Source organism: Nocardia macrotermitis, from assembly GCF_009604405.1.
GTDB lineage: Bacteria > Actinomycetota > Actinomycetes > Mycobacteriales > Mycobacteriaceae > Nocardia > Nocardia macrotermitis.
The window spans coordinates 87,544-106,975 of sequence record NZ_WEGK01000007.1 but is presented as its reverse complement, the minus strand read 5'-3'; the positions used below and the strand labels follow the sequence as shown (position 1 = coordinate 106,975).

17 protein-coding genes are annotated in these 19,432 nt (G+C 66.5%); 8 read left to right on the top strand and 9 right to left on the bottom strand.

Going from position 1 to position 19,432, the window contains the following annotated elements; translation table 11 throughout:
• Positions 1–76: 76 nt before the first annotated feature.
• The 3 genes from NRB20_RS17745 to NRB20_RS17735 form a co-directional block, all read right to left on the bottom strand.
• Positions 77–280: a helix-turn-helix domain-containing protein gene (locus tag NRB20_RS17745; protein ID WP_319945110.1), complete on the bottom strand. Its 204-nt coding sequence runs from the start codon at positions 278–280 to the stop codon at positions 77–79.
• 111 nt (positions 281–391) lie between these two features.
• Entirely contained in the window at positions 392–1,213 is an 822-nt protein-coding gene (locus NRB20_RS17740) for a hypothetical protein (protein ID WP_153411265.1), read from the bottom strand.
• A gap of 1 nt (position 1,214) precedes the next feature.
• Positions 1,215–1,748, bottom strand: a complete 534-nt coding sequence (locus tag NRB20_RS17735) for a lipoprotein LpqH (protein WP_153411264.1) — start codon at positions 1,746–1,748, stop codon at positions 1,215–1,217.
• Positions 1,749–1,920: 172 nt separating this feature from the next.
• Between NRB20_RS17735 and NRB20_RS17730 the strand changes: the two genes are divergently transcribed.
• The 5 genes from NRB20_RS17730 to NRB20_RS17710 all read left to right on the top strand — a co-directional run bounded on the left by NRB20_RS17730 (position 1,921) and on the right by NRB20_RS17710 (position 9,293).
• Positions 1,921–3,252, top strand: a complete 1,332-nt coding sequence (locus tag NRB20_RS17730; RefSeq protein WP_153411263.1) for a hypothetical protein — start codon at positions 1,921–1,923, stop codon at positions 3,250–3,252.
• Positions 3,252–4,292: a hypothetical protein gene (locus NRB20_RS17725; RefSeq protein ID WP_153411262.1), complete on the top strand. Its 1,041-nt coding sequence runs from the start codon at positions 3,252–3,254 to the stop codon at positions 4,290–4,292. Before NRB20_RS17730 ends, NRB20_RS17725 begins: the two co-directional genes overlap by 1 nt.
• A gap of 535 nt (positions 4,293–4,827) precedes the next feature.
• Positions 4,828–6,333, top strand: coding sequence for a tetratricopeptide repeat protein (locus NRB20_RS17720; protein ID WP_153411261.1), 1,506 nt, complete (start codon positions 4,828–4,830; stop codon positions 6,331–6,333).
• A 32-nt stretch (positions 6,334–6,365) separates the two neighbouring features.
• The gene (locus NRB20_RS17715) at positions 6,366–7,598 is read left to right on the top strand and encodes a CHAT domain-containing protein (protein ID WP_153411488.1); all 1,233 of its coding nucleotides are present in this window, start codon (positions 6,366–6,368) and stop codon (positions 7,596–7,598) included.
• A 648-nt stretch (positions 7,599–8,246) separates the two neighbouring features.
• Positions 8,247–9,293 carry a phosphotransferase family protein gene (locus NRB20_RS17710; protein ID WP_153411260.1) on the top strand — a complete coding sequence of 349 codons (1,047 nt, stop codon included), beginning with the start codon at positions 8,247–8,249 and terminating at the stop codon, positions 9,291–9,293.
• 88 nt (positions 9,294–9,381) lie between these two features.
• Here the strand turns inward: NRB20_RS17710 and NRB20_RS17705 are convergent, their stop codons facing one another.
• The 3 genes from NRB20_RS17705 to NRB20_RS17695 all read right to left on the bottom strand — a co-directional run bounded on the left by NRB20_RS17705 (position 9,382) and on the right by NRB20_RS17695 (position 11,477).
• Complete coding sequence (locus NRB20_RS17705; RefSeq protein WP_319945049.1) at positions 9,382–9,585, bottom strand: DUF397 domain-containing protein; 204 nt, start codon at positions 9,583–9,585, stop codon at positions 9,382–9,384.
• Positions 9,582–10,469, bottom strand: a complete 888-nt coding sequence (locus NRB20_RS17700; protein ID WP_194289902.1) for a helix-turn-helix domain-containing protein — start codon at positions 10,467–10,469, stop codon at positions 9,582–9,584. The genes NRB20_RS17705 and NRB20_RS17700 overlap by 4 nt, the downstream gene beginning before the upstream one ends.
• Positions 10,470–11,000: 531 nt before the next feature.
• The gene (locus NRB20_RS17695) at positions 11,001–11,477 is read right to left on the bottom strand and encodes a MarR family winged helix-turn-helix transcriptional regulator (protein ID WP_153411258.1); all 477 of its coding nucleotides are present in this window, start codon (positions 11,475–11,477) and stop codon (positions 11,001–11,003) included.
• Positions 11,478–11,517: 40 nt separating this feature from the next.
• Between NRB20_RS17695 and NRB20_RS17690 the strand changes: the two genes are divergently transcribed.
• Together NRB20_RS17690 and NRB20_RS17685 are read left to right on the top strand one after the other, a co-directional pair.
• Positions 11,518–12,420: an alpha/beta hydrolase gene (locus NRB20_RS17690; RefSeq protein WP_153411257.1), complete on the top strand. Its 903-nt coding sequence runs from the start codon at positions 11,518–11,520 to the stop codon at positions 12,418–12,420.
• Between the two features lie 299 nt (positions 12,421–12,719).
• Complete coding sequence (locus tag NRB20_RS17685; protein WP_227833625.1) at positions 12,720–13,691, top strand: fumarylacetoacetate hydrolase family protein; 972 nt, start codon at positions 12,720–12,722, stop codon at positions 13,689–13,691.
• Here the strand turns inward: NRB20_RS17685 and NRB20_RS17680 are convergent.
• Positions 13,688–14,989 carry an ATP-binding protein gene (locus NRB20_RS17680; RefSeq protein WP_153411256.1) on the bottom strand — a complete coding sequence of 434 codons (1,302 nt, stop codon included), beginning with the start codon at positions 14,987–14,989 and terminating at the stop codon, positions 13,688–13,690. The genes NRB20_RS17685 and NRB20_RS17680 overlap by 4 nt on opposite strands.
• A gap of 630 nt (positions 14,990–15,619) precedes the next feature.
• Between NRB20_RS17680 and NRB20_RS17675 the strand changes: the two genes are divergently transcribed.
• Positions 15,620–16,423 carry an LppU/SCO3897 family protein gene (locus NRB20_RS17675; protein WP_153411255.1) on the top strand — a complete coding sequence of 268 codons (804 nt, stop codon included), beginning with the start codon at positions 15,620–15,622 and terminating at the stop codon, positions 16,421–16,423.
• Positions 16,424–16,532: 109 nt separating this feature from the next.
• On the opposite strand, the gene NRB20_RS17670 is transcribed toward NRB20_RS17675, so the two are convergent.
• Both NRB20_RS17670 and NRB20_RS17665 read right to left on the bottom strand, forming a co-directional pair.
• Positions 16,533–19,025 carry an Hsp70 family protein gene (locus NRB20_RS17670; RefSeq protein ID WP_153411254.1) on the bottom strand — a complete coding sequence of 831 codons (2,493 nt, stop codon included), beginning with the start codon at positions 19,023–19,025 and terminating at the stop codon, positions 16,533–16,535.
• A 38-nt stretch (positions 19,026–19,063) separates the two neighbouring features.
• On the bottom strand, positions 19,064–19,426 hold the full coding sequence (locus NRB20_RS17665) for a hypothetical protein (RefSeq protein WP_153411253.1): 363 nt from the start codon (positions 19,424–19,426) through the stop codon (positions 19,064–19,066).
• Between the last annotated feature and the right edge of the window lie 6 nt (positions 19,427–19,432).

The window sequence follows — 19,432 nt, the reverse complement described above, 5'->3', positions numbered from 1 at the left end:
ACGCTCGGGATCGGTTGTCGGCGTGGGTATTCGAAACGGAAACCATACCGACCGGCAGGTACTTACGGGCGTCGGGTTATCCGCCGAGCTCCCACGCCCTGCGATAGGCGTCCGGGGTGGTGTGCAGCACGGTGTGGAAGTGGCGGCGCAGCGCGTGCGCGGTACCGAAACCGGATTCCTGGGCGATGCGGTCCACGGTGTGGTCGGTCTGTTCCAGGAGTTCCTGGGCGCGGGCCGGGCTGGCGTGCTCGGCTGCGGTGTCGGTGCGAGCCGAGGGAATGTGGCCGAGTCCGGACGTCGAGGCTCTGTGGCGCGGGTGAGTTCGGCGTGGTCGCTGGACATGCGAAATCCGCTGCGTCCCTCGAGATGCAGCGGAATTCGTTGTGCCGGTTCAGGTTTGGACCGGGAGGGACAGGACGACATCCTGTTCCGCGCCGGGTAGGTAGTGGACCTGGACGATGCGGCCGATCTGGACCAGGTCGATGCTGGTGGGTGGCAGGAACTTCTCGGTGTTCGTGGTGAAGGTGGTACCGTCGGGCCTGGTCACCGCCAGGATGAGGGCGATCCTGGTGAAGCCGTCGCGGATTTCGCCTGGGACGGAAAGGGATTGGACGACGGCCTGGGCGGGGATGCCGCGGGCGGCGATATCGAGTTTGGCGGGGGTGGTGAAGCCGCGGCGGATCATAGTCTCGTTCCAGGCGTGCTGGGCGGCGGCCTGATCACCCGAGCGGTCGATCTCGACCTTGTCGGTCCGGCCGGGCAGGTAGCGGACGGGCAGCACGACGCCGGGGCGCATCAGCGCGAGTTCGATGAGGGGGACGATGATTTTCGCCTGTGAGGCGAAGGTGTGCCCTGCGGCGTCCTCGACGGTCAGGTCCAGGTGGACCTGCGGCTGATCGTTCACGCTGACCCCGGTCTGGCGGACGGCGGTCACCGTCGCGATGCCGACCGGGGCGTCCCGGAATTCGGTGCTGTTGCGGCCGGTGAGTACCTGACCGAGGCCGGTGAACGCCTCGGTCATCCCCGTGCTGGTGAACGCGAACACGATCGGGACGAAGGTGAGGGCGAGGATCGGCAGCGCCATCTGCCAGTCGACCCAGCCCAGCACCGCGCCGTCGATACCGTCGGCCCGGTAGGTCAGGCCGTGCCAGAGGTAGTAGCCGACGGCGATCACCCCGGCCAGCAGCGTCAGCGTCCGGATGGTGCGTCGCATCTCAGCCTCCGATCACGGTCGGGCAGACGAAGGTGATGTCGAACTTCGAGGAGTGCGCCGGTGCGGTCGGGTTGGTCGGATCGGGGGTGCCCACACCCTCGCCGGTGACGTGGAAGGTCTTGCCGCTCTTGGTAACCGACGCCGAACCACCCGGCAGGCCCTTGCCGAATCCGACGGCGTACGGCAGGCCCGACGAACCGCCCCTGCTGCCCGCGATGCTCACGGCCTGAACGGAATTGCCGCCCGATACGGTCGCGGCCACGGCCAGATTCCCGTAGCTGGCGTTGGCGGTGTCGGTCAGCGCCAGGGCGAGCAGACCGCCCTGATCCGCGCAGGTGGTGGTGAAATTCGCGGCGACCTTCTTGCCGTCGACGCTCAGGCCCGAGCTGTCCGCCGCGGCGGTCGCGGATGTCGCGGTGGTCGGGTGCGCCGCCGGAGCGGGCGAGGATTCGCTGCTGCAACCGGTCAGGACCAGGACCAGGCCGGCGGAGGCGGCGAGGGCGGTGGTGCACAGGCGAGCGGACGTGATGTTCATGGGTTCCTCCGGATTCGGTGTGGCTCGCGGGGTGGAGCCGATGTCGAAAATGTAGGAACGATCCGTTCCCTACCGATCCCAGGTTTCGCGCGTCGAGCGGGCCGCGCGGTCGGGTGACCCGTGCCCGGACCACCCGGTGGAGTCGCCCGGAAATACCGTCTAGCCTGAGCGGATGCGACGCCCCCGGGATACGGTGCTGGACGAGGTCTGGCGTGGCCTCGACGGTGTGGCGGCGTTGAGCGGGGCCCAGGGCGGTCCGTTGCGTCGCACCGTCAAGCTGATCCTGGATCCGCTGGTGTTGCGACCGGTGCAGAATCCGTTGTGCGCGGGCCCGATCCTCACGGCCGAGGGCGTCGCCGAGGTGACCGCCCGGCTGCGTGCGGCGGCTCCGGTGCTGCGCGCCACCGCCGAATGGTTCACGCTGCTCAAGCAGGTGCGTCGGACGTTGCGGATCACCGACGGGAATCCGCAGGATCTGTACTTCCAGCGCTGTTTCGAGCTGGCGAGCACCGGTGGTGCTCCGGATCGGTTGCGGGGCAAGAGGATCGCCGAAGCCACGTTGTCGGAGTTGCACGGGTTCACCGCTGGGCGCACGACTCGGGCCCTGCGGGAGTACCTCACCGAACCCGCTCGCACGCGGGAGCTGACCGGGGCGGTCCAGGTGGCATGGCAGCGCAGGCCGCTGGTCGAGACCGAATATCCGGACCGCACAGGCGAATTCATCGAAATGCTGGACGCTTGCGCTGCCGCCCGGGGACGGTCGGCGCGGTCCGGGGCCGGGGCCGCGCATGCCCGACTACTGTCCGATCACGCCGGAACCCATTCGGGAATCCGCCTGTGGTTCGCCGAAACCTCGCCCGGCGCACAGTATCTCGGACTGACCGAACATCCGGCCCCGCCGCCGCCACCGCTGGGATCGACCGCGTCCACGGCCACGCTGGCTCGGCCGTTCGATCGGTCGATCTACGAACGCGTCTTCACCGTGCTGCAAGCGGCGCTGGACCGGGCCGACCTGCCCACGGTGCCCGATCTCGTCGGGGCGGAGATCGCGCGCAGTTGTGCGCCGTGGGCGCTGCTGGACGAATCGTTACGGCTGGCGGCTGCGGCGGGTGTCGCACTGGCACTGGGACTTCGGCCGCTCGGAGACGATCCGTCCGGCGAATCGGTTGCGCGGCAGGTGATCAACGGGCGATGGCGGCGGGAAGCCTATGTGCTGCAAGCGCGTCGGCTCGCGGTCCGGCCCGAGGACGACCCCGGCGGTCCGCTGGCGGCGGTGGCGGCGGATCTGCGCACGCCGTGGCAGCCGTATCTGCGGCGGCTGTGGGTTCGGTTGCACGGTCGTGACGTGCGCGAGTTGCCGCTGTCGGAGACGGGCGAATTCTGGGATGTGCTCGACGGCGTCGCCAGATCGGTGATGCTCGATCATCGGATGCGGGTGAAACAGGCGCTGAGTGCTGATCTCGCAGGTGCCCAGGATGATTCGACGGAATCGAGGGCGAGCTGATGACGGATCGGGTCTTAGTGCGTGGCGGCCCGGTGGGCACGCTGATCGTGGGACCGGAGAACGGTCCGGTGCCGGGGGAGGGGGACGCGACGCCGGATGTGGCGGTTTTGGAGGTGCGCGGCGGGCATCTGGCGTGGAGTGTGCTTGCCGCACAACCGATTCCGGCTGCTGTGCTCGAGGACGTGGATCTCGCGCAGGAGTGGATCTGGGCGGTGTACGGCGAGCAGGTCGCACTGGCTGTTGATGATTTCGCCGGTATCGCAGCGGAATCGGTTGTCGCGCCGGGCCTTCCCGCACTGTGGGACAGTGCTCGCAAACTCGGGTATGCGCACTGGGCGTCGCGGTGGTGGCCGGCCTCCACGTTGGACGGCATCCCGGCGCTCGACCAGCGGCTTGTCGACCTCGACATCGCCACTCTGACCGTCGAGTGCGAGCGTCTCGTGGACGGGGCCGATGCGGTCGCGCCGGATGAACCCGCACCCGCCGTAACGTCGGATCGTGCCACCGACTACGCACTGGCCGCAGGCCCGGGAGCCGCCGAACCGGATGCCCTCGTACTGGCACGCGGCACCGGCGGATGGGATTGGCGTCGCTGCCCACCCGGCCTCGTCGACGCCTCCGAACGAGCAGTCTCCTGGGAAGTGCGACGACAATCCGGCAACACGGCCTTCGAGATCTTCGTGATATCCGCACCCACAACGAATTCCACAGTGTCACACCCCGATTCAACCATCCCCACCCACCTCCGACCTCGGGCACTGATCCGCACGACCACCGCCACCACCGTGGCCGATCTGACACTCACCGGCGACACCTGGACCGGCACGACATCCGCCCCACCAGGCTGGGAATCCACTGTGGCAGTGGACATCTACGTCCCCGGCATCGGCCACCCCGATCCCGCAGCCCCGGACGCCCCCCGAATACGCGAGCAGATCCGAACTCTCGCAACCACCCGCCTGCGCACTGCGGCAGACACACCCGACGACACCATGCTGCTGGCCGAGATCGCCGCCGCCGCATCCGACACGGACTTCTGATACATGTTGCAACACAGAAGATCTCCGACCATGCGGCATCGGATACGGTCGTCCGACTGCCGACTGCCGACTGCCGAGTGCCGAGTGCCGAGTGCCGAGTGCCGAGTGCCGAGTGCCGAGTGCCGAGTGCCGAGTGCCGAGTGCCGAGTGCCGAGTGCCGAGTGCCGAGTGCCGAGTGCCGAGTGCCGAGTGCCGACCGCCGACCGCCGACCGCCGACCGCCGACCGCCGACCCGCGACCGGCGAGTGCCGACCCGCGACCGGCGAGTGCCGACCCGCGACCGGCGAGTGCCGACCCGCGACCGGCGAGTGCCGACCCGCGAGTATCGACCGGCGACCAGCGAGTGTCGAGCGACTGGTGGTGTCGACCGGCGACCTTCGAATGCCGGCCGGCGAGTGCGGACCGGCGACTCGCGAGTGCGGACCGGCGGGTGCCGACTGCCGATTACCACTCTCAGTGGGCGGCTCGACAGTCGTGCTCTTCCGCCGAATTGCTGGTTATGGCGTGATTGTCTGCGGAGTGCGGGAGTGATGGGATGACCGATGCCGAGTCCGATGGGCGCGAGTCTCTTCAGGCGGGTGCCGCGGCCTATCAGCGCGGTGATGCGGCTGGTGCATTGCGCATTTTCGAGGACGTAGCGCGTGACGCATCGGGCCGAATCAGATTGTCTGCCATGGTGAATGCGGCGCGTATGGCTGACGAGGTCGGTGATCACCAACGGGCGGTGACCTGGTTCCGAACCGCTCTGGACGCGATGCCCGACGATGTCGGTGCGATGCGACCGACTGCGCTGGTCAACTTGTCTCAGGCGCTTCAGCACCTCGGCGATCTCGATGGGGCGCAGGCGGCACTGGACGAGGCGCGAACGCTGCTCACCGACGATCCGGATGAGGGCCAATTGCGGGTGGCATGTCTGCTGTCTTCGACCGCGGTGGCGATCCATCGCCAGCAGTGGGCCGAAGCGATCGACCTGGCCACCGAATCACTGGATGCGGCAATGTATTTCGCGCCGAACCGGGCCGGTAATCCGTTGATGAACCTGGCCGCGGCCTACTTCGAGACCGGACGCGGTGAACTCGCCCTGGATTTCGCGGGGCAGGCACTCGAGGCTTTCGCGGCGGCGGAGGATCACAACGGTGTCGCCGAAACGCAGCAGAACCTCGCCATCATGCATCTCAGGTCCGGGCGGGTGGACGATGCGCGGGAGCCGCTCACGGCGAGTCAGGCATATTTCGAACGTTCCGGATTGGGGCCGCGCATCGGGATCGGGCTCAAGGCACAGGGTTTCGTCGCCGAACTGGATGGTTCGCACGCGCGGGCGTACGCGCTGTTCGAACAGAGCATGACGCAATTCGTCGCGGCCGGTGCGGTGCTGGAGGCTGCCGAGGCGCGAATTCGCTTGGCCTCGGCGGCTTTCACGCTCGGTAGGTCAGACGAGGCGGGCCGCTTGTTCGCCGAATCGTTCGAGGTGTTCGCCCGGCACGGCCTGGGATTGCATTGCGCGCAGGTCGATTTCTGGTACGCGCAACTGCTCGAAGCGACCCTGGACGACGCCCGGCCGGACCCGCACCGTCTCGCGCAGGCGTTGCTGCTGGCGGTGCCGTCCGCACTGGCCATCGACGCTGTGCGCTACACCTTCCCCAGCGGCGAACAGCGGCACCGCTGGAACAGCGAGCTCGCCGAACCCGCCATGCGCTCCGCCTTCCGGCTCGCCGCCCGCGCCGGTGACGCACGACTCGTCGCGGACCTGATCGAAACCCGGTGTGCCGGAGCCACAGTGAAATTCACCGACCTCGAACCCGGCGCACCGGCCGCACACTGGGATATGCCCGAACCACCGGACCCACCCGACTCGCTCGCAGGTCCGCTCACCCTTGCCGCCGCACTGGCGGAAGTGGCTGCTGGAGAGGGGATCCCGATCTCACCACTGCCGCAGCTGCGATATGAACCCGACGGACACGTGGTACTCGCGGACTACATCGCAGAGGCCGAACGCCGTTACGGCCGCCGGATTCGCGACGACCGGGTGCTGACGCTGTGAGCGCGGAACGTCAGCCGACGGTCCTGGTGCGCATGGCCGATGCCGGTGAGCTCTACATGTCGTGGCGATGGCAGCACGATTCCGCCGATGCCGGCGTGTGGGTGATTCCCGGTGCCGAGGTGGACCGGATCGTCTCCCGCGTCCGCGCCGCGCTTCCGGGCACCTCGGTCGCCGGTATCGAAAGTGCCCTGACTACAGGAGAATTGGCCGACTACAACTCCGAACACGATCTGGCCCAGGCACTCTCGCGCACACTCCTGCCACACCGACTGGCCGCTCAGCTCTACGACCTGTACGTGCGCGGTGTACGTCCCCACATCCGAATTCAGCCCTCACCCCGGACCGCGCAGATTCCCTGGGAACTGCTGGCCCCGGATCCGGGTCTGCGCCTGCTCGATATCGCCGATCTGAGCCAGCTCGCCCCGGCCGGTCTGGTGTCCGCGCCCGGAATCACCGCGCGGTCCTGGGCCGAGACGCGAGACCTGCCGGTGGTTACGGTCCTGGACCCACGCGTGCCCGGATTCCGCGCCGATTCCGCACTGGGTTCGGTCCTGGGCCGCATGTCACCGGAGCTGCCGCTCGCCCGACACATCAGTCGCTACCTCCTGGAAAACTGCCTGCGACCTGCGGTTTCTGATCCGGTCGAGATCTTCCGCCGTCAGGATCAGGATCGAGGATGGCTGAGCGAGACCTTGCGCGCCGGGGCATCTCGGCTGCTCTACGTCGGCCATGTCACCGCGGCCGCACCGGAATCCGGCCGCAGCGAAGACGCCCGCCTGCACCTGACCTGCACCGCCGACACCGAGGGCTTCGCCCCGCCGGAACGCACCCACCGCCCACTCTCGGCGAAGGACCTCATCCTGGGCACCCACACCCTCGCCGACCATCCGCACACCGGCCCCGACCTGTGGCCGATGCCCAGCCGTGTCGCCCTCATCGCCTGCGAAAGCGGCGGCGACCTGCGCTTCGGCGAACCCCTCGGCCTGCTCGCCGCGATGCTCAACGGCGGCGCGGAACTGATCACCGTCGGCCGCTGGCCCCTCCCCACCGACCTGGCCTTCGAACGCTTCGCCGCCACCCCCTCGACCCGACATCCCTTGCAGGACAACATCTGCGCCATCGACACCGCCCACAACAGCCCAGATCCGATCTCGACTCTCATGCACTGGCAACGCGACCGCGCCGCCGCCTGGCGCGAAACCCACTCCCTCTGCGATTCCCCTTTACTCTGGGCAGCATTCGCAACCGTCACGACCACCCGCTGATCGTGCGTCGTCGTCGTGACGACTGCCCGTAACCGCGCGTCGTCGTCGTGACGACTGCCCGTAACCGCGCGTCGTCGTCGTGACGACTGCCCGTAACCGCGCGTCGTCGTCGTGACGACTGCCCGCGACCGCGCGTCGTCGTCGTGACGACTGCCCGTAACCGCGCGTCGTCGTCGTGACGACTGCCCGTAACCGCGCGTCGTCGTCGTGACGACTGCCCGTAACCGCGCGTCGTCGTCGTGACGACTGCCCGCGACCGCGCATCGTCGTCGTGACGACTGCCCGTAACCGCGCGTCGTCGTCGTGACGACTGCCCGCGACCGCGCGTCGTCGTCGTGACGACTGCCCGTAACCGCGCGTCGTCGTCGTGACGACTGCCCGCGACCGCGCATCGTCGTCGTGAGGATTGCTTGCCGTTCGTGCTTTGTCGCCGTGACCACTGCCTGCCGATTGTGTTTCGCAGCCGTGACGACCGCCTGCTGATCGGGCTTCGCAGCCGTGACGACCGCGCGCGGACCGTGCTTCGTTCGCGGAGGCTGCCCGCTCTGCGGAACCGCGCCCGGGTGCGGTTCGAGCCCGGGCGTCGCGCGTGGAAAACAGGGCTGTGAAGCCGGAACAGCGGGCGGGCGCCCGCACTAGACTGCGCGGATGAGTGAACAGGGTGATCAGACGTCGGCGGGGGAGCTACCCGGGCTGGATCCGGAGCGGCTGACCGCGTGGTTGAACGAGGTGCGTCCGGGGCTGGCGGCGGGGGCGCTGAGTGGGCGGTTGATCGCGGGCGGCCGGTCGAATCTGACGTACGAGATCACCGACGGACATTCGACGTGGATTCTGCGCCGCCCGCCGCTGGGCCATGTACTCGCCACCGCACACGATATGACCAGGGAATATCGGGTGATGGCCGCGTTGGCGGACACCGATGTCCCGGTCCCCGAGGTCTTCGCGCTGTGCGAGGACCCCGAAGTCATCGGCGCGCCCTTCTACGTGATGGAACGGATCATCGGCACCCCCTACCGGACCGCGGCCGAACTCGAATCGCTGGGTACCGAACGCACCCGCGCCATCTCCACGGAGCTGATCGACACCCTGGCCGCGCTGCACCGCGTCGACCCGGCCGCGATCGGCTTGGCCGAATTCGGTCGCCCCGAAGGCTTCCTGGAACGCCAGGTGCGCCGCTGGAAGAAGCAACTCGACGCCTCGCGCACCCGAGAGCTGCCCGCCGCCGATGAGTTGCACGACCTGCTCACGAAACACCTTCCGGTGCAGTCGAATACGGGAATCGTGCACGGCGACTACCGCCTCGACAACGTCCTGGTCGACGCCGACGGCCACATCGCGGCCGTAATCGACTGGGAGATGGCCACTCTCGGCGACCCACTCACCGACGTCGGCCTCCTCCTGGTCTACCTGCGCATGGGCGCACTGGGCCTCCCCGGTATCAACGACGCGACCGCCGCCCCCGGCCAACTCTCCGAATCCGAAGTCCGCGAACGCTATTCCGAGCGCAGCGGCCGCGACATCTCCCACATCGCCTTCCACACCGCATTGGCCTCCTTCAAACTCGCCGTAATCTGCGAAGGCATCCACTTCCGCCACCTCAACGGCCAAACCGTAGGCGAAGGTTTCGAAACAATCGGCGGCACAGTGGAACCCCTACTACAAGCCGGAATCACTGCGCTCCAAGAGGATCACTGACCCCACGGCCGCCGCGACCTCCCACACAGAGCATCGCGACGGCCGCACAAACCCGCACGAGCGGGACCCTCACATCGATCGAGCCGGGTCAGCGGTCGAATTCACCGTCTTTGACGCCCCTGGTGAAGGTTGACCATTCGCCAGGGGTGAACACGAGCGCTGGCCCGTCGGGATTCTTGGAGTCACGTACTCCCACGTAATCCGCTGCGAGCCAAGCGACTTCGACGCAGTCTTTCGCTGGGCCGCTGCGTGACGACTTGAACCACTTCGCACCGGACACGTCGATCGTCACTGTTCGCACCTCCTTGCTGCATGCCGCAGCATTTCACGGGACTTGCCTTCATCCAATGCGACGTTCCAGATATCGTCGTAGATTTCCCGGAAGCGCAGCACGTCTTTGTCGTCCTGATAGAATATCGAGCCAATGATGTTCTCCGCGTAGACAACCGATGGTTCCCCGGGCCTCGACCCTTTCTGTGGGAAATTCATGATCGTGTACGGCGTCGGGATCGCCTTGACGGGAAAGCCTGTCGAGAAAGGGAGAATCCGAATCCGCACATTGTCGCGTGTGCTCGTATCCGCCAGATGCCGCATCTGTAGGCTCATGGTCTTCTTCGAACCGACGACTGTCCGCAGTACCGCCTCGGTCAGGATCACATCGAGCTGTACGGGCTGTTGGGAGCGTGTCAGGATGGCCGACCGTCGCTGGCGGACCTTCACGCGCCGGTCGACGTCTTCGGCTGTGTCCGAGTCGAAATAGGGTTGCTCGATCGCCCGGATGTACGCGGCGACCTGGAGAAGACCGGGCACGACAAGCGATTGCAGAATCGACAGTTTCTCGGCACCGGCCTCCAGGCCGATGTAGGTCCGAAATACGGGATCAAGCAGATTTCTGGTCGAGTGCCACCACAACTTCGAACCGAAATCGCTGGCAATAGCTTTCAGCTCGTCCGAACGGTCCTCGATGCCGTACAACTTGCACAGCGCCTCGAGGTACAACGTCTTGACTTTCTCGAGCTCCCCGCGCTCGAGTCTGCCGAGGGAAGCCTTACCCATTTCCATCAGCGCCGCGGCGTGCTCCAGCGTGTAGCCCGCGCCCTCACGCGCGTCGCGGAGCGCGCGCCCCAGCTCACGGCGCGGAAGTGTGGTCGATATCGGATCGTCGGTGTTCGACACGGTGGTCCCTTCCCCAGTTCGGACCGGATCGGCTCGAGATCTGAGCCGCTCCGGCACAGATTTTACGGCCCAATCGGCTCGAATGCTGGACTGATGAAACAACTTTGATCGGCCCCACCACTTCGAACCGACGCGATCGGCACGCTGCCGCAACATTAACCCCATGCCTCAGCAGACCGGAAGTCTTTCGGTGAGTCAGGCTCGCGCACTGCGGGCGCTGAGTTCCGGGGGAATGCTTACGAGAGAACAGATTCGGCATGCGGCGGGGCTGGACCGCTTCGAGGTCCGGCGTGTGGTGTCGAATTTGGAGAGTCGCAGGCTGATCCTGGTCAGAAACTACGACCAGCGTTGCAGCATAACGACTTTGGGTAGCAACACATTGGCGGCCTGGCCGTCTGCGTACGGAAGGCTGCCAACCGGTGCGTGAAACCGATTCCGCTCAACTGTCGCAACGACTTCCGGGACGGCGCATCGTCCCCCTGCTGGCGTCCGGTGACCGTGTCGCGCCATCGAGCGCTCCGCGTGACTGCTTCACCCGGTGGGTAGGCCGAGGTTGCGTTGTTCGAGGTCGGTGCGGAGGGTTGCGAGGGCTTCGGTCAGGGCTGTTCGGTGGGTGGGAGGGATTGCGGGGGTGAGGATTTCGTGGATCGCGGATTGCCAGATCGGTTCGGCTCGGGAGACTTGCGATTCGCCTTCGGGGGTCAGGGCGAGTAGGGATGAGCGGCGGTTGGCGGGGTTCGGGCGGCGCTCGAGCCAGCCGTTCTTCTCCAGGCGGTCGACGATCTTGCTGGTGGTGCCGACGCCGATCGCGAAGGTCGAGGCGACGTCGGCGACGCGGGCGTCGGGGTGGTCGCGGACGTATCGCAGCAGCTCGAAGTGCCCGGATGCGATGCCCGCGGTTGCTTTCAGGCGTTCGGCGACCGCGTTGTAGAGCCGCGTCTGCGCGCGAACGAGATCGGTGAAGAGTGCGTCCGCGGCGGCAAAATCTTCTCTTGCAGTATCTGCCATGGCATGTACTGTAGTGGAATCAACCTCGGAAGGGAATCGGATGTCGACAATTCAGCGGGAACGTCTCGATGCGCAGTTGCGTGCGGCCGGTGCGGGTCTCGGCGGGGAGAACTCCGTCGAGGCGACGCGGGCGGGCTTCGAGCAGTTGATGGGCGCGCTGCCGGTGCCGGAAAATATTGGGGTGCAAGAAATTTCGCTGGGTGGTCGGCCGGGTCTGCGGGTCACTCCGGCCGGCGCGGCTCGTCCTGGGATCCTGCTGTACCTGCACGGCGGATCGCACGTCGTCGGGTCGCCTCGCACGGCGCTCGGACTCACCGGCAACCTGGTGGTTCGAACCGGGATCACGGGTATTTCACTGGACTATCGGCTGGCGCCGGAACACCCGTTCCCGGCGGACGTCGAGGATGTCGTCGCGGCCTACCGCGAACTTCTCGATCAGGGGCACGCGCCCGAATCCATCGCTTTCGCAGGCGATTCCGCCGGTGGCGGCCTGAGCATCACCGGTGCGCTCGCCGCTCGCGACGCCGGTCTGCCCGTGCCCGCGGCGATCGTCGCGTTCTCCCCGGGGCTCGACGTGACCCGCGCCGGTGCGAGCATGCGGACCAAGGTGGATGCGGATCCGCTGCTCGACCGGGCGGGCCTCGACCAACTGAACAGCCTCTACGTCGTCGCCGCGGATCGCCGAAACCCCCTGCTCAGCCCCGTGGTCACCGCCGACCTCACCGGCCTGCCCCCGATCCTGGCGCAGGTCGGCACGAACGAACTGCTCCTGGACGACGCGCGCCGCCTCGCCGTTCGCGCCTCCGACGCCGAGGTCGATGTCATTCTCGACATCACCGCCAAGGTGCCGCACGTCTTCCAGTCCTTCACCGACGATCTGGACGAGGCGGGTGAGGCGCTCGACCGTGCCGCGCTGTTCCTGCGTCAGCGGGTCCGGGGCTGACCGATCGCTCCGAAAGGCCAGCAGCAGAAGGTGATTCGACTCGTCGCCGCGGTCGGAACAGCCTCCCTGTGCGAAGACCCCGGCGATCCTCCATAATCGCGGGGTGAATTCGCACGACGTCGAGCGCGATGCCGCCGATCCCGGACCGGTATTCCGCGCCCGTCGATCGCCGACCGGCCGACAGTGCGAACGGTAATCGTGGTGTGTCCAGGCGGCAGCCTCGATCGCGACGAACGACGCGTCGTCACCGAGTTCGAGCCGATTCGGCCAACTCGGCGCCGGGCGAGAACGGAGACGTCATGAGTTCCACAGACGATGTGGCACAGCAGGATTCGGCTGATACGACACCGCGCATGCGACGGGTGCTCGATCTCGCCGCACGTCGGATCGTCACCCAGCTCGATCCGGGAACCGGCTGGGGTGATGCCGGAACCACCACTGCCGAAAGCGGTTTCGCGATTCCCGCGGCATTCGACGCGGAGTTCGAGGTCGCGCGCTACGAGCGGCTGGGACTGGGTGACGGCGATGTCGTGCTGCCGGTGTGCCCGGTGTCGTTCCGGGATTTCATGTTGTTCGAGAAGCACGCCATCGACGCCGCGCGCGGTCTGGCCCGGCATTTCCTGCCCGCCGGGTATCGGGTCGGGCAGCTCTACGAGACGTTGACGCGGCGGACCTTCCCCATGTTCCGGCCGAAGCCGCTGTGGTATCGCGAGCCGATCTACTACATGTCCAATGCGATGACCATCGTCCCGTCCGGCATCCCCGTCGGCTTCCCGGCCTACAGTCGCGCACTGGATTTCGAGCTGGAACTGGGCGTGGTGTTGTCCGCGCCGCTGCGGGACGCGAGTGCCGAGGAGGCCGCCGCTGCGATCGGTGCGGTCGTCGTGGTGAACGACTTCTCGGCTCGTGACGTGCAATTGGCGGAAATGCGTTCCGGATTCGGACCGCAGCGGTCCAAGCATTTCATGTCGTCGATGTCGGCCACCGCGGTGTCCGGTGCGGCGGTCGCGGATCGTCTCGATCAGCTCACCGCGACGGTGAGCATCAACGGAAACATCCTCGCGCGCACTGGAACTCGCGGTATGCAGCATTCGGTGGCCGAGGCGATCGCGCATGTTTCCCGGAGTGAGCAGTTGTATCCGGGGGAGTTGCTCGCCACCGGTACCTTGCCCGGCGGTAGTGGGATGGAGTTGGGGCGTTGGCTCGCCCCGGGGGATGAACTGCGGCTGGAGATCGATGGGGTCGGCGTTATCGAGCACACGATTCGTTAGACAGGTCGCGTGGCCGCACAAGTGGCATTGTGAGGTACTGCGGCGACGCGCGCTTCCCACAGGGCCGCGGCGGGCATTGCCAGCATTTTCGGTCCGAACGGCAAGGTCTGTTGCCCCGTGTGCATGACGATACCGGCCAGGAAATCGTCGCCGAGGCGCTCGGCCAGGTGTCGCAGTCCACGGAAATCGTTCGTTCCCACGGTAGATGCGGCCTTTACCTCGATGGCGACGACCTTGCCGCGTCGATTCTCCAGGACGGCATCGACTTCGACCTGATCCTTGGTGCGGTAGTGGAAGAGTTGGATATCCTCCTGTGCCCAGGTCAGTTGCCGCGCGAGTTCCATGAGTACGAAACCCTCGAACAGCGGCCCGAACTGGCCCGTGGGGCGGAGCATCGAGCGGGCGTCGGCGCCGATCTCATTCGCGGCGATACCGGAATCCACGAACGAGACCTTGGGAATGGCGGTCGCTCTGGTGCTGATATTGCGTGACCACGCCGGAATTCGCTTGATGAGAAAGACTTCTTCGAGCAGCGCGAGATAGCGCGTAATCGTGGTGGTGGCCAGGCCGAGTTCCCTGCTCAACGTCGAGGTCGACAACAATTGCCCGGAGCGTGCGGCGAGCATCTGGATGAGAGCGCGTATCTCGGTGGTCCGCTCGATCTCGGACAGCTGCTGAACATCGCGTGCGACGAGATCGCTGACGTAGGAGTTGAAGAACACTCGGCGCCGCTTGTCGTTCGTGCGGGCCACGGCTTCGGGAAACCCGCCGCGCGCAACGCGGTCGGCGTACTCGGCTCGTGACACCGTGGAGGTGTGTCGGAGATCGGCTCCCTCGGCGAATACGGCATCGATGAAATGGTCTGTCGCGCCGTCGATCTCACCTTGCGAGAACGGCCACAGTTCGATCGTTTCCATGCGCCCCACTAGGGTGTCCGGCAGCGCGCGCAGTCCGAGCACTCGTGCCGATCCGGTCAGTAGATACCGGCCGGGGCGCGGATCTCGGTCGACCTGAGCTTTGATCGACAGCAACAGATCGGGCGAACGCTGAATCTCGTCGATCACCATCAGTCCCGGGAAGTCGACGAAGCCGTCCGGATCGTCGAGGGCGGCCTGCCGGGTGAGCGCGGTATCGAGGTCACGCCACTCGGCGTCGCGCCCCTTCGCGGCCACCTTCACGAGGGTGCTCTTGCCGCACTGCCGAGCACCGTTGACCAGCACGACCCGGGTATCCTCCAGGGCCTCGGCGACCAGTATCTCGGCGTTGCGTGGCCGCGCCGGGCCCGATGAAGTGTGCATCCGACCTCCTGGCACAGCACTGACCAATACGTTGATGTCTCGAACGTGCTGCCATTGTCGCACATGTGCTGGTGGATTCGTCGCTGCCCAGCTGGTGGGTTGGTCGCTAGGGTGCTGGTGGATTGGTCGCTACCTGGCTGGTGGATTGGTCGCAGGGGTGCTGGAGGATTCGTCGCTACCCAGCTGGTGGATTCGTCGCCGGAATACTGGTGGGTCGGTCGCTACCTCGCCAGTGGACTGGTCGCTGGGTGCCGGTGGTCTGCCGCGCCGAGCTGGTGGATTCGTCGCTGCCCAGCTGGTGGGTTGGTTGCACGGGCGCTGGTGGATTGGCCGCTACCTAGCTGGTGGGTTGGTTGCAGGGGTGCTGGAGGATTCGTCGCTATCGAGCTGGTGGATTCGTCGCTGGTCCGGTGGTGGATCTGGCGTAGCCGGGGGTTGGTGAGGGTTGGGGCAATTGGGTGGTGGGTGGGTGCGGTGGGTCGGTAATGTTCTCCCGTCAGGATGATGTGCCTCGCTCGGTGGAGTGGGGTCTCCAGCTCGGGGGTTCAACCGAATGTATTTGCTGTGTTGTGTTGTGGCTTGTCGGGGCGCGCATGCGTCGGATTGTGCGGGGTTGCCGAAGGTGGCGGTATGAGTAGGGCGGGGTTTCGGCGGTGGCGGGCGGGGATGCGTTGTGGCGCAGGGGTGTTCGTGTTGTTGCCGGTGGTTGGGTTTCTGGTTGCTTGTAGTGCTGTCAGTGGGCCGGTGCAGCATGGGGATTGTTTGAAGAAGAACGGGGACTCGTTCGACAAGGTGTCCTGTTCGGATTCGGCGGCGGCCTATGTGGTGCTCGATCGGGCGGGGGATGGGCATGCGCAGAAGGACTGTATTGACGTTGCGGGGACCGAGTACGACTACTACGACAGCGGTGATTCCGTGTGTGTCGGGGATAAAGGGGCCGATACCGCGCATGCGGTGAACGTCGCGCAGATCGGGGATTGCCTGACCGGGAGTGAGGGGTCGTCGGTGCTGAAGGTCGCCTGTACCGATGCGACCGCCCGCTACAAGGTGCTGGGGCGCGAGACGGCCAGCATGATCGGGCTGAACATGGAGTGCAAGGGTGTCAAGGGCACCGAGCGCACGTACAGCTTCGAGCTGAAGGCCACCAAGGGGATCGGTGCCGGACTCGGCCACGGTGTCACCTTCTGCCTGGCGGACAAGGATGCCGACACCTCTCGGACCGTGGACAACGCCAAGGTCGGCGATTGTCTCCAGGAGACCGGTGCCAACGATGTACGGATCGTCGCGTGCGGCAGTTCCGATGCCAAGTACAAGGTACTGCGCAGCGTTCCCGTGTCCTCCCTGTGCGACAACGTATCCGGCGTCACCGCGACGTACTCCTACAAGTCGCCGGGCGAACTCATGAAGACCTATCTCTGCCTGGGCTCGCCGTAATACTCGGGTCAATCCCGATCGACCGACGAGAAGTTCCGGATGCACTGACACACAGCGCATCCGGAACATCACCACATCCGGCAGATCACCGCGAACGCCGGCCGATCCCTCACAACGACCGAATCGTGCTGAACGGATCCGGCTCCGGCGGCGGATCCGCCATCAGCGTCCGCAACCGTCCGTTGACATTGCGCAACCGCGTGATCTCCTGCGCGTTCAACGCCGCGTGCCCCTCGGCGATCAACCGATCGGCGAGCACGATATCGACCATCTCGGCGCGATACTTGATCAGTTCCTCGAAGATGAGGATCTGCAATTCGCCGGTGCGATCCAGCAGCCGCCGCACCATCGATGCGAGCTCGGAAGTGCGCTGCCGCAACAGATCCGGCTCGTGTGAGTCGATCGCCGCGCGGATCGCGACCTCGTGCTGATCGAATTCGCGGCGGTACATGTCCTCGCCGATCTCGTTGACCCGCACCCGGGTGTACTCGAGCGTCTCCTTCGCCCGCGCCACCAGGCTCGGCCACAGCAGCTCGTCCTCGGCCTGATCGATCGCCGCCCGCAGATCCCGCAACCGCTGTTCGGCGGCGATCGCCGCGTCGGGGTCGGTGGCGGCCGCGGCCACCAGATGCTGGGTGTCGGTGACGGTCTGTTCCTGCTCCAACTGGCTCAGCAGCAGTTCCGAGGTCGGATTGCCGAATTCGTCGTGCTGGCGGCGGACGTCGTCGAGCCGCTGCAACTCGGCGTCGGTGCTGCGCCGCAATTGCGTTGCGTCCGGGCGTGATTCGGTGTGCAGATCGATGACGTTCTCGAATTCGGCATCCAGATACGGCAGATACGCGCGCGCGACCAGCATCCGTGAGGCGTCGACCTCCAGGGTCAGTTCCAGATCGCTGCCCTCGGGGATGCTGCGCTCGATCTGATCGGCGGTGATGTCCAGATGGCCGATGGTGCGGTTGCGGTCGCCGCGGGCATATTCGCCCTCCAGCACGGGAATTCGGATCAGTCCGGTGCGTTGCGCGCCGTGATGTACCGCGACCGAGGTGCGCAGACGTTTGCGGGCCCGCGCGGGCAGCGGGGTGTTGCGCTCGATCAACTGGATCGTCGAATTGTCCGACAGCCCAACGCTGATCGTGTGGATCAGCGGCGGCTGCGTCTCTACCGCGCCGACGGTGTAGGTCAGCGTGCCCGGGGTGATCTCCCGGCGACGTCCGGCGGCATCGGTGAGTTCGAGCTCGAAGGTGTTGGTGCGCCCCGTTTCCGCCCACAGCGTCGTGGTGAACACCCCGGTGTCGGCGACGGGAATCTTGCCGCTGCGCCACGGCGGCTGCGCGCCCGCGTTGACCAGTTCGATGGCCACGCCGTCCAGCGCGGCGCCGTCGCTTCCGGTGATCCGGCCCACGACCAGCGGCTCGCGGTCGGGCCCGACCGGCTGATACTCCAACTGCACGGTGAACCCGCCGGGTGCGGCCACCGGCGCGGAAGTCTGCGGAATCCGTTGCGTCCCAGCGAATATCGCCGCACCCCGGGCAACGACGGTGAGCGGATCCTGACTGGTGTCCAGCGTGATGCTCAGGCCGCGAGCCGGATCGGTGAGATGTTCGCGCAGATACGGTGACAGCGTCGGACCGCCGACCAGGATCAGCTTGTCGATATCACCGGGGGCGAGGTGCGCCTCCTCGAGTGCCTTGCGGCACAGGTTGACCGAGCGCGTGAGCAGCGGCTCGGCCAGCCGCTCCACATCGGTGCGCTGCAACTCGTAGTAGAACTCGAATCGCCCGCCCGCGCCGTTGTCGAGTTCGATCTCGATCGGCTCCATCGCCGCGCGCGAGAGCTGGATCTTCGCCTTCTCGGCGGCGAGCTTGAGCTTGTTCACCACCGGCCGCCACCGCGCCGCGCCACGGGTCAGATCGGCGATGCCGAATTCGTCGCGCACCGCGGGAATCAGCAGTTCCTCGACGATCCGCCAGTCGATCAGCTTGCCGCCCAGGTAGTTGTCGCCGCGGTGGTTGAGCACGGTGAACTCGCCGTCGCGCAACTGGATGACCGCCGCGTCGAAGGTGCCGCCGCCCAGGTCGTAGACCAGCCAGCGGGCATTGTCGTCGGTGGCCTGGAATCCGTAGGCCAGCGCGGCTGCGGTCGGCTCCTGCAACAGCGGCGAGAAGCACAACCCGGCCGCTTCGGCCGCGGCGCGGGTGGCGTCGCACGCGCTCATGTCGAACGCGGCCGGAACGGTGATCACCGCGGCCTCGATGCTCTCGCCGAGCCGCTGGTCCACATCCGCGCACAACGTCTTGAGCACCTCGGCGGAGAGCTGCTGCGGGGTGAGTTCGCGCCCGCTGGCGGCGAAACGCACCGATTCCCCGGCGGTGCCCATGCGCAGTTTGAACTCCGACACCGTGTTGTCCGGATCGGATTCGCTGCGCTCCTTGGCCGCGCGGCCGACCCGTAGCCGGTCGCGCTTGTCGATCCACACCGCCGACGGCGTGGTATCGGAATCCTCGTTGTTCTTGATCACCTCGGCGTCGACGCCGTGCAGGACGGCGATGGCGCTGTTGGTGGTGCCGAGATCGATTCCGAAGTCAACCGTCGACCGTGCCATATCTCCTCCGAAAATGGTTGTGCCGCAACGTCCGTTGTCTACTGTTCCACCGATTCCGGGGTGGCGACGATGATCTGGCCCATCTGCACGAGCTGACCGTCGACGTACACCGTGGGCATGATCGTCTCGGCGACCCGCTCCCGGTCCGCGGTGGCCGCGGGCGCGTACGCGATGACCTGCACCGATTGGCCGCCGTCGAACGGTTCGCCGGTGTGTGACTGCACCTGGATCCCGGCCTCCGCCAGGGCGTCGGCCATCGAGGTGACCTGCCGGGACAGTGCGCGCAGCAGTTTCGCCGGATCCGCCTCGGCCTCGGCGGCGTTGTCGGTGAGCTTGTTGTTCAACCGCCACACGCCGGTGGCCAGATCGGCCAGCAGTGGCCGGAAGTCCTTGTCCGCCATACGAAT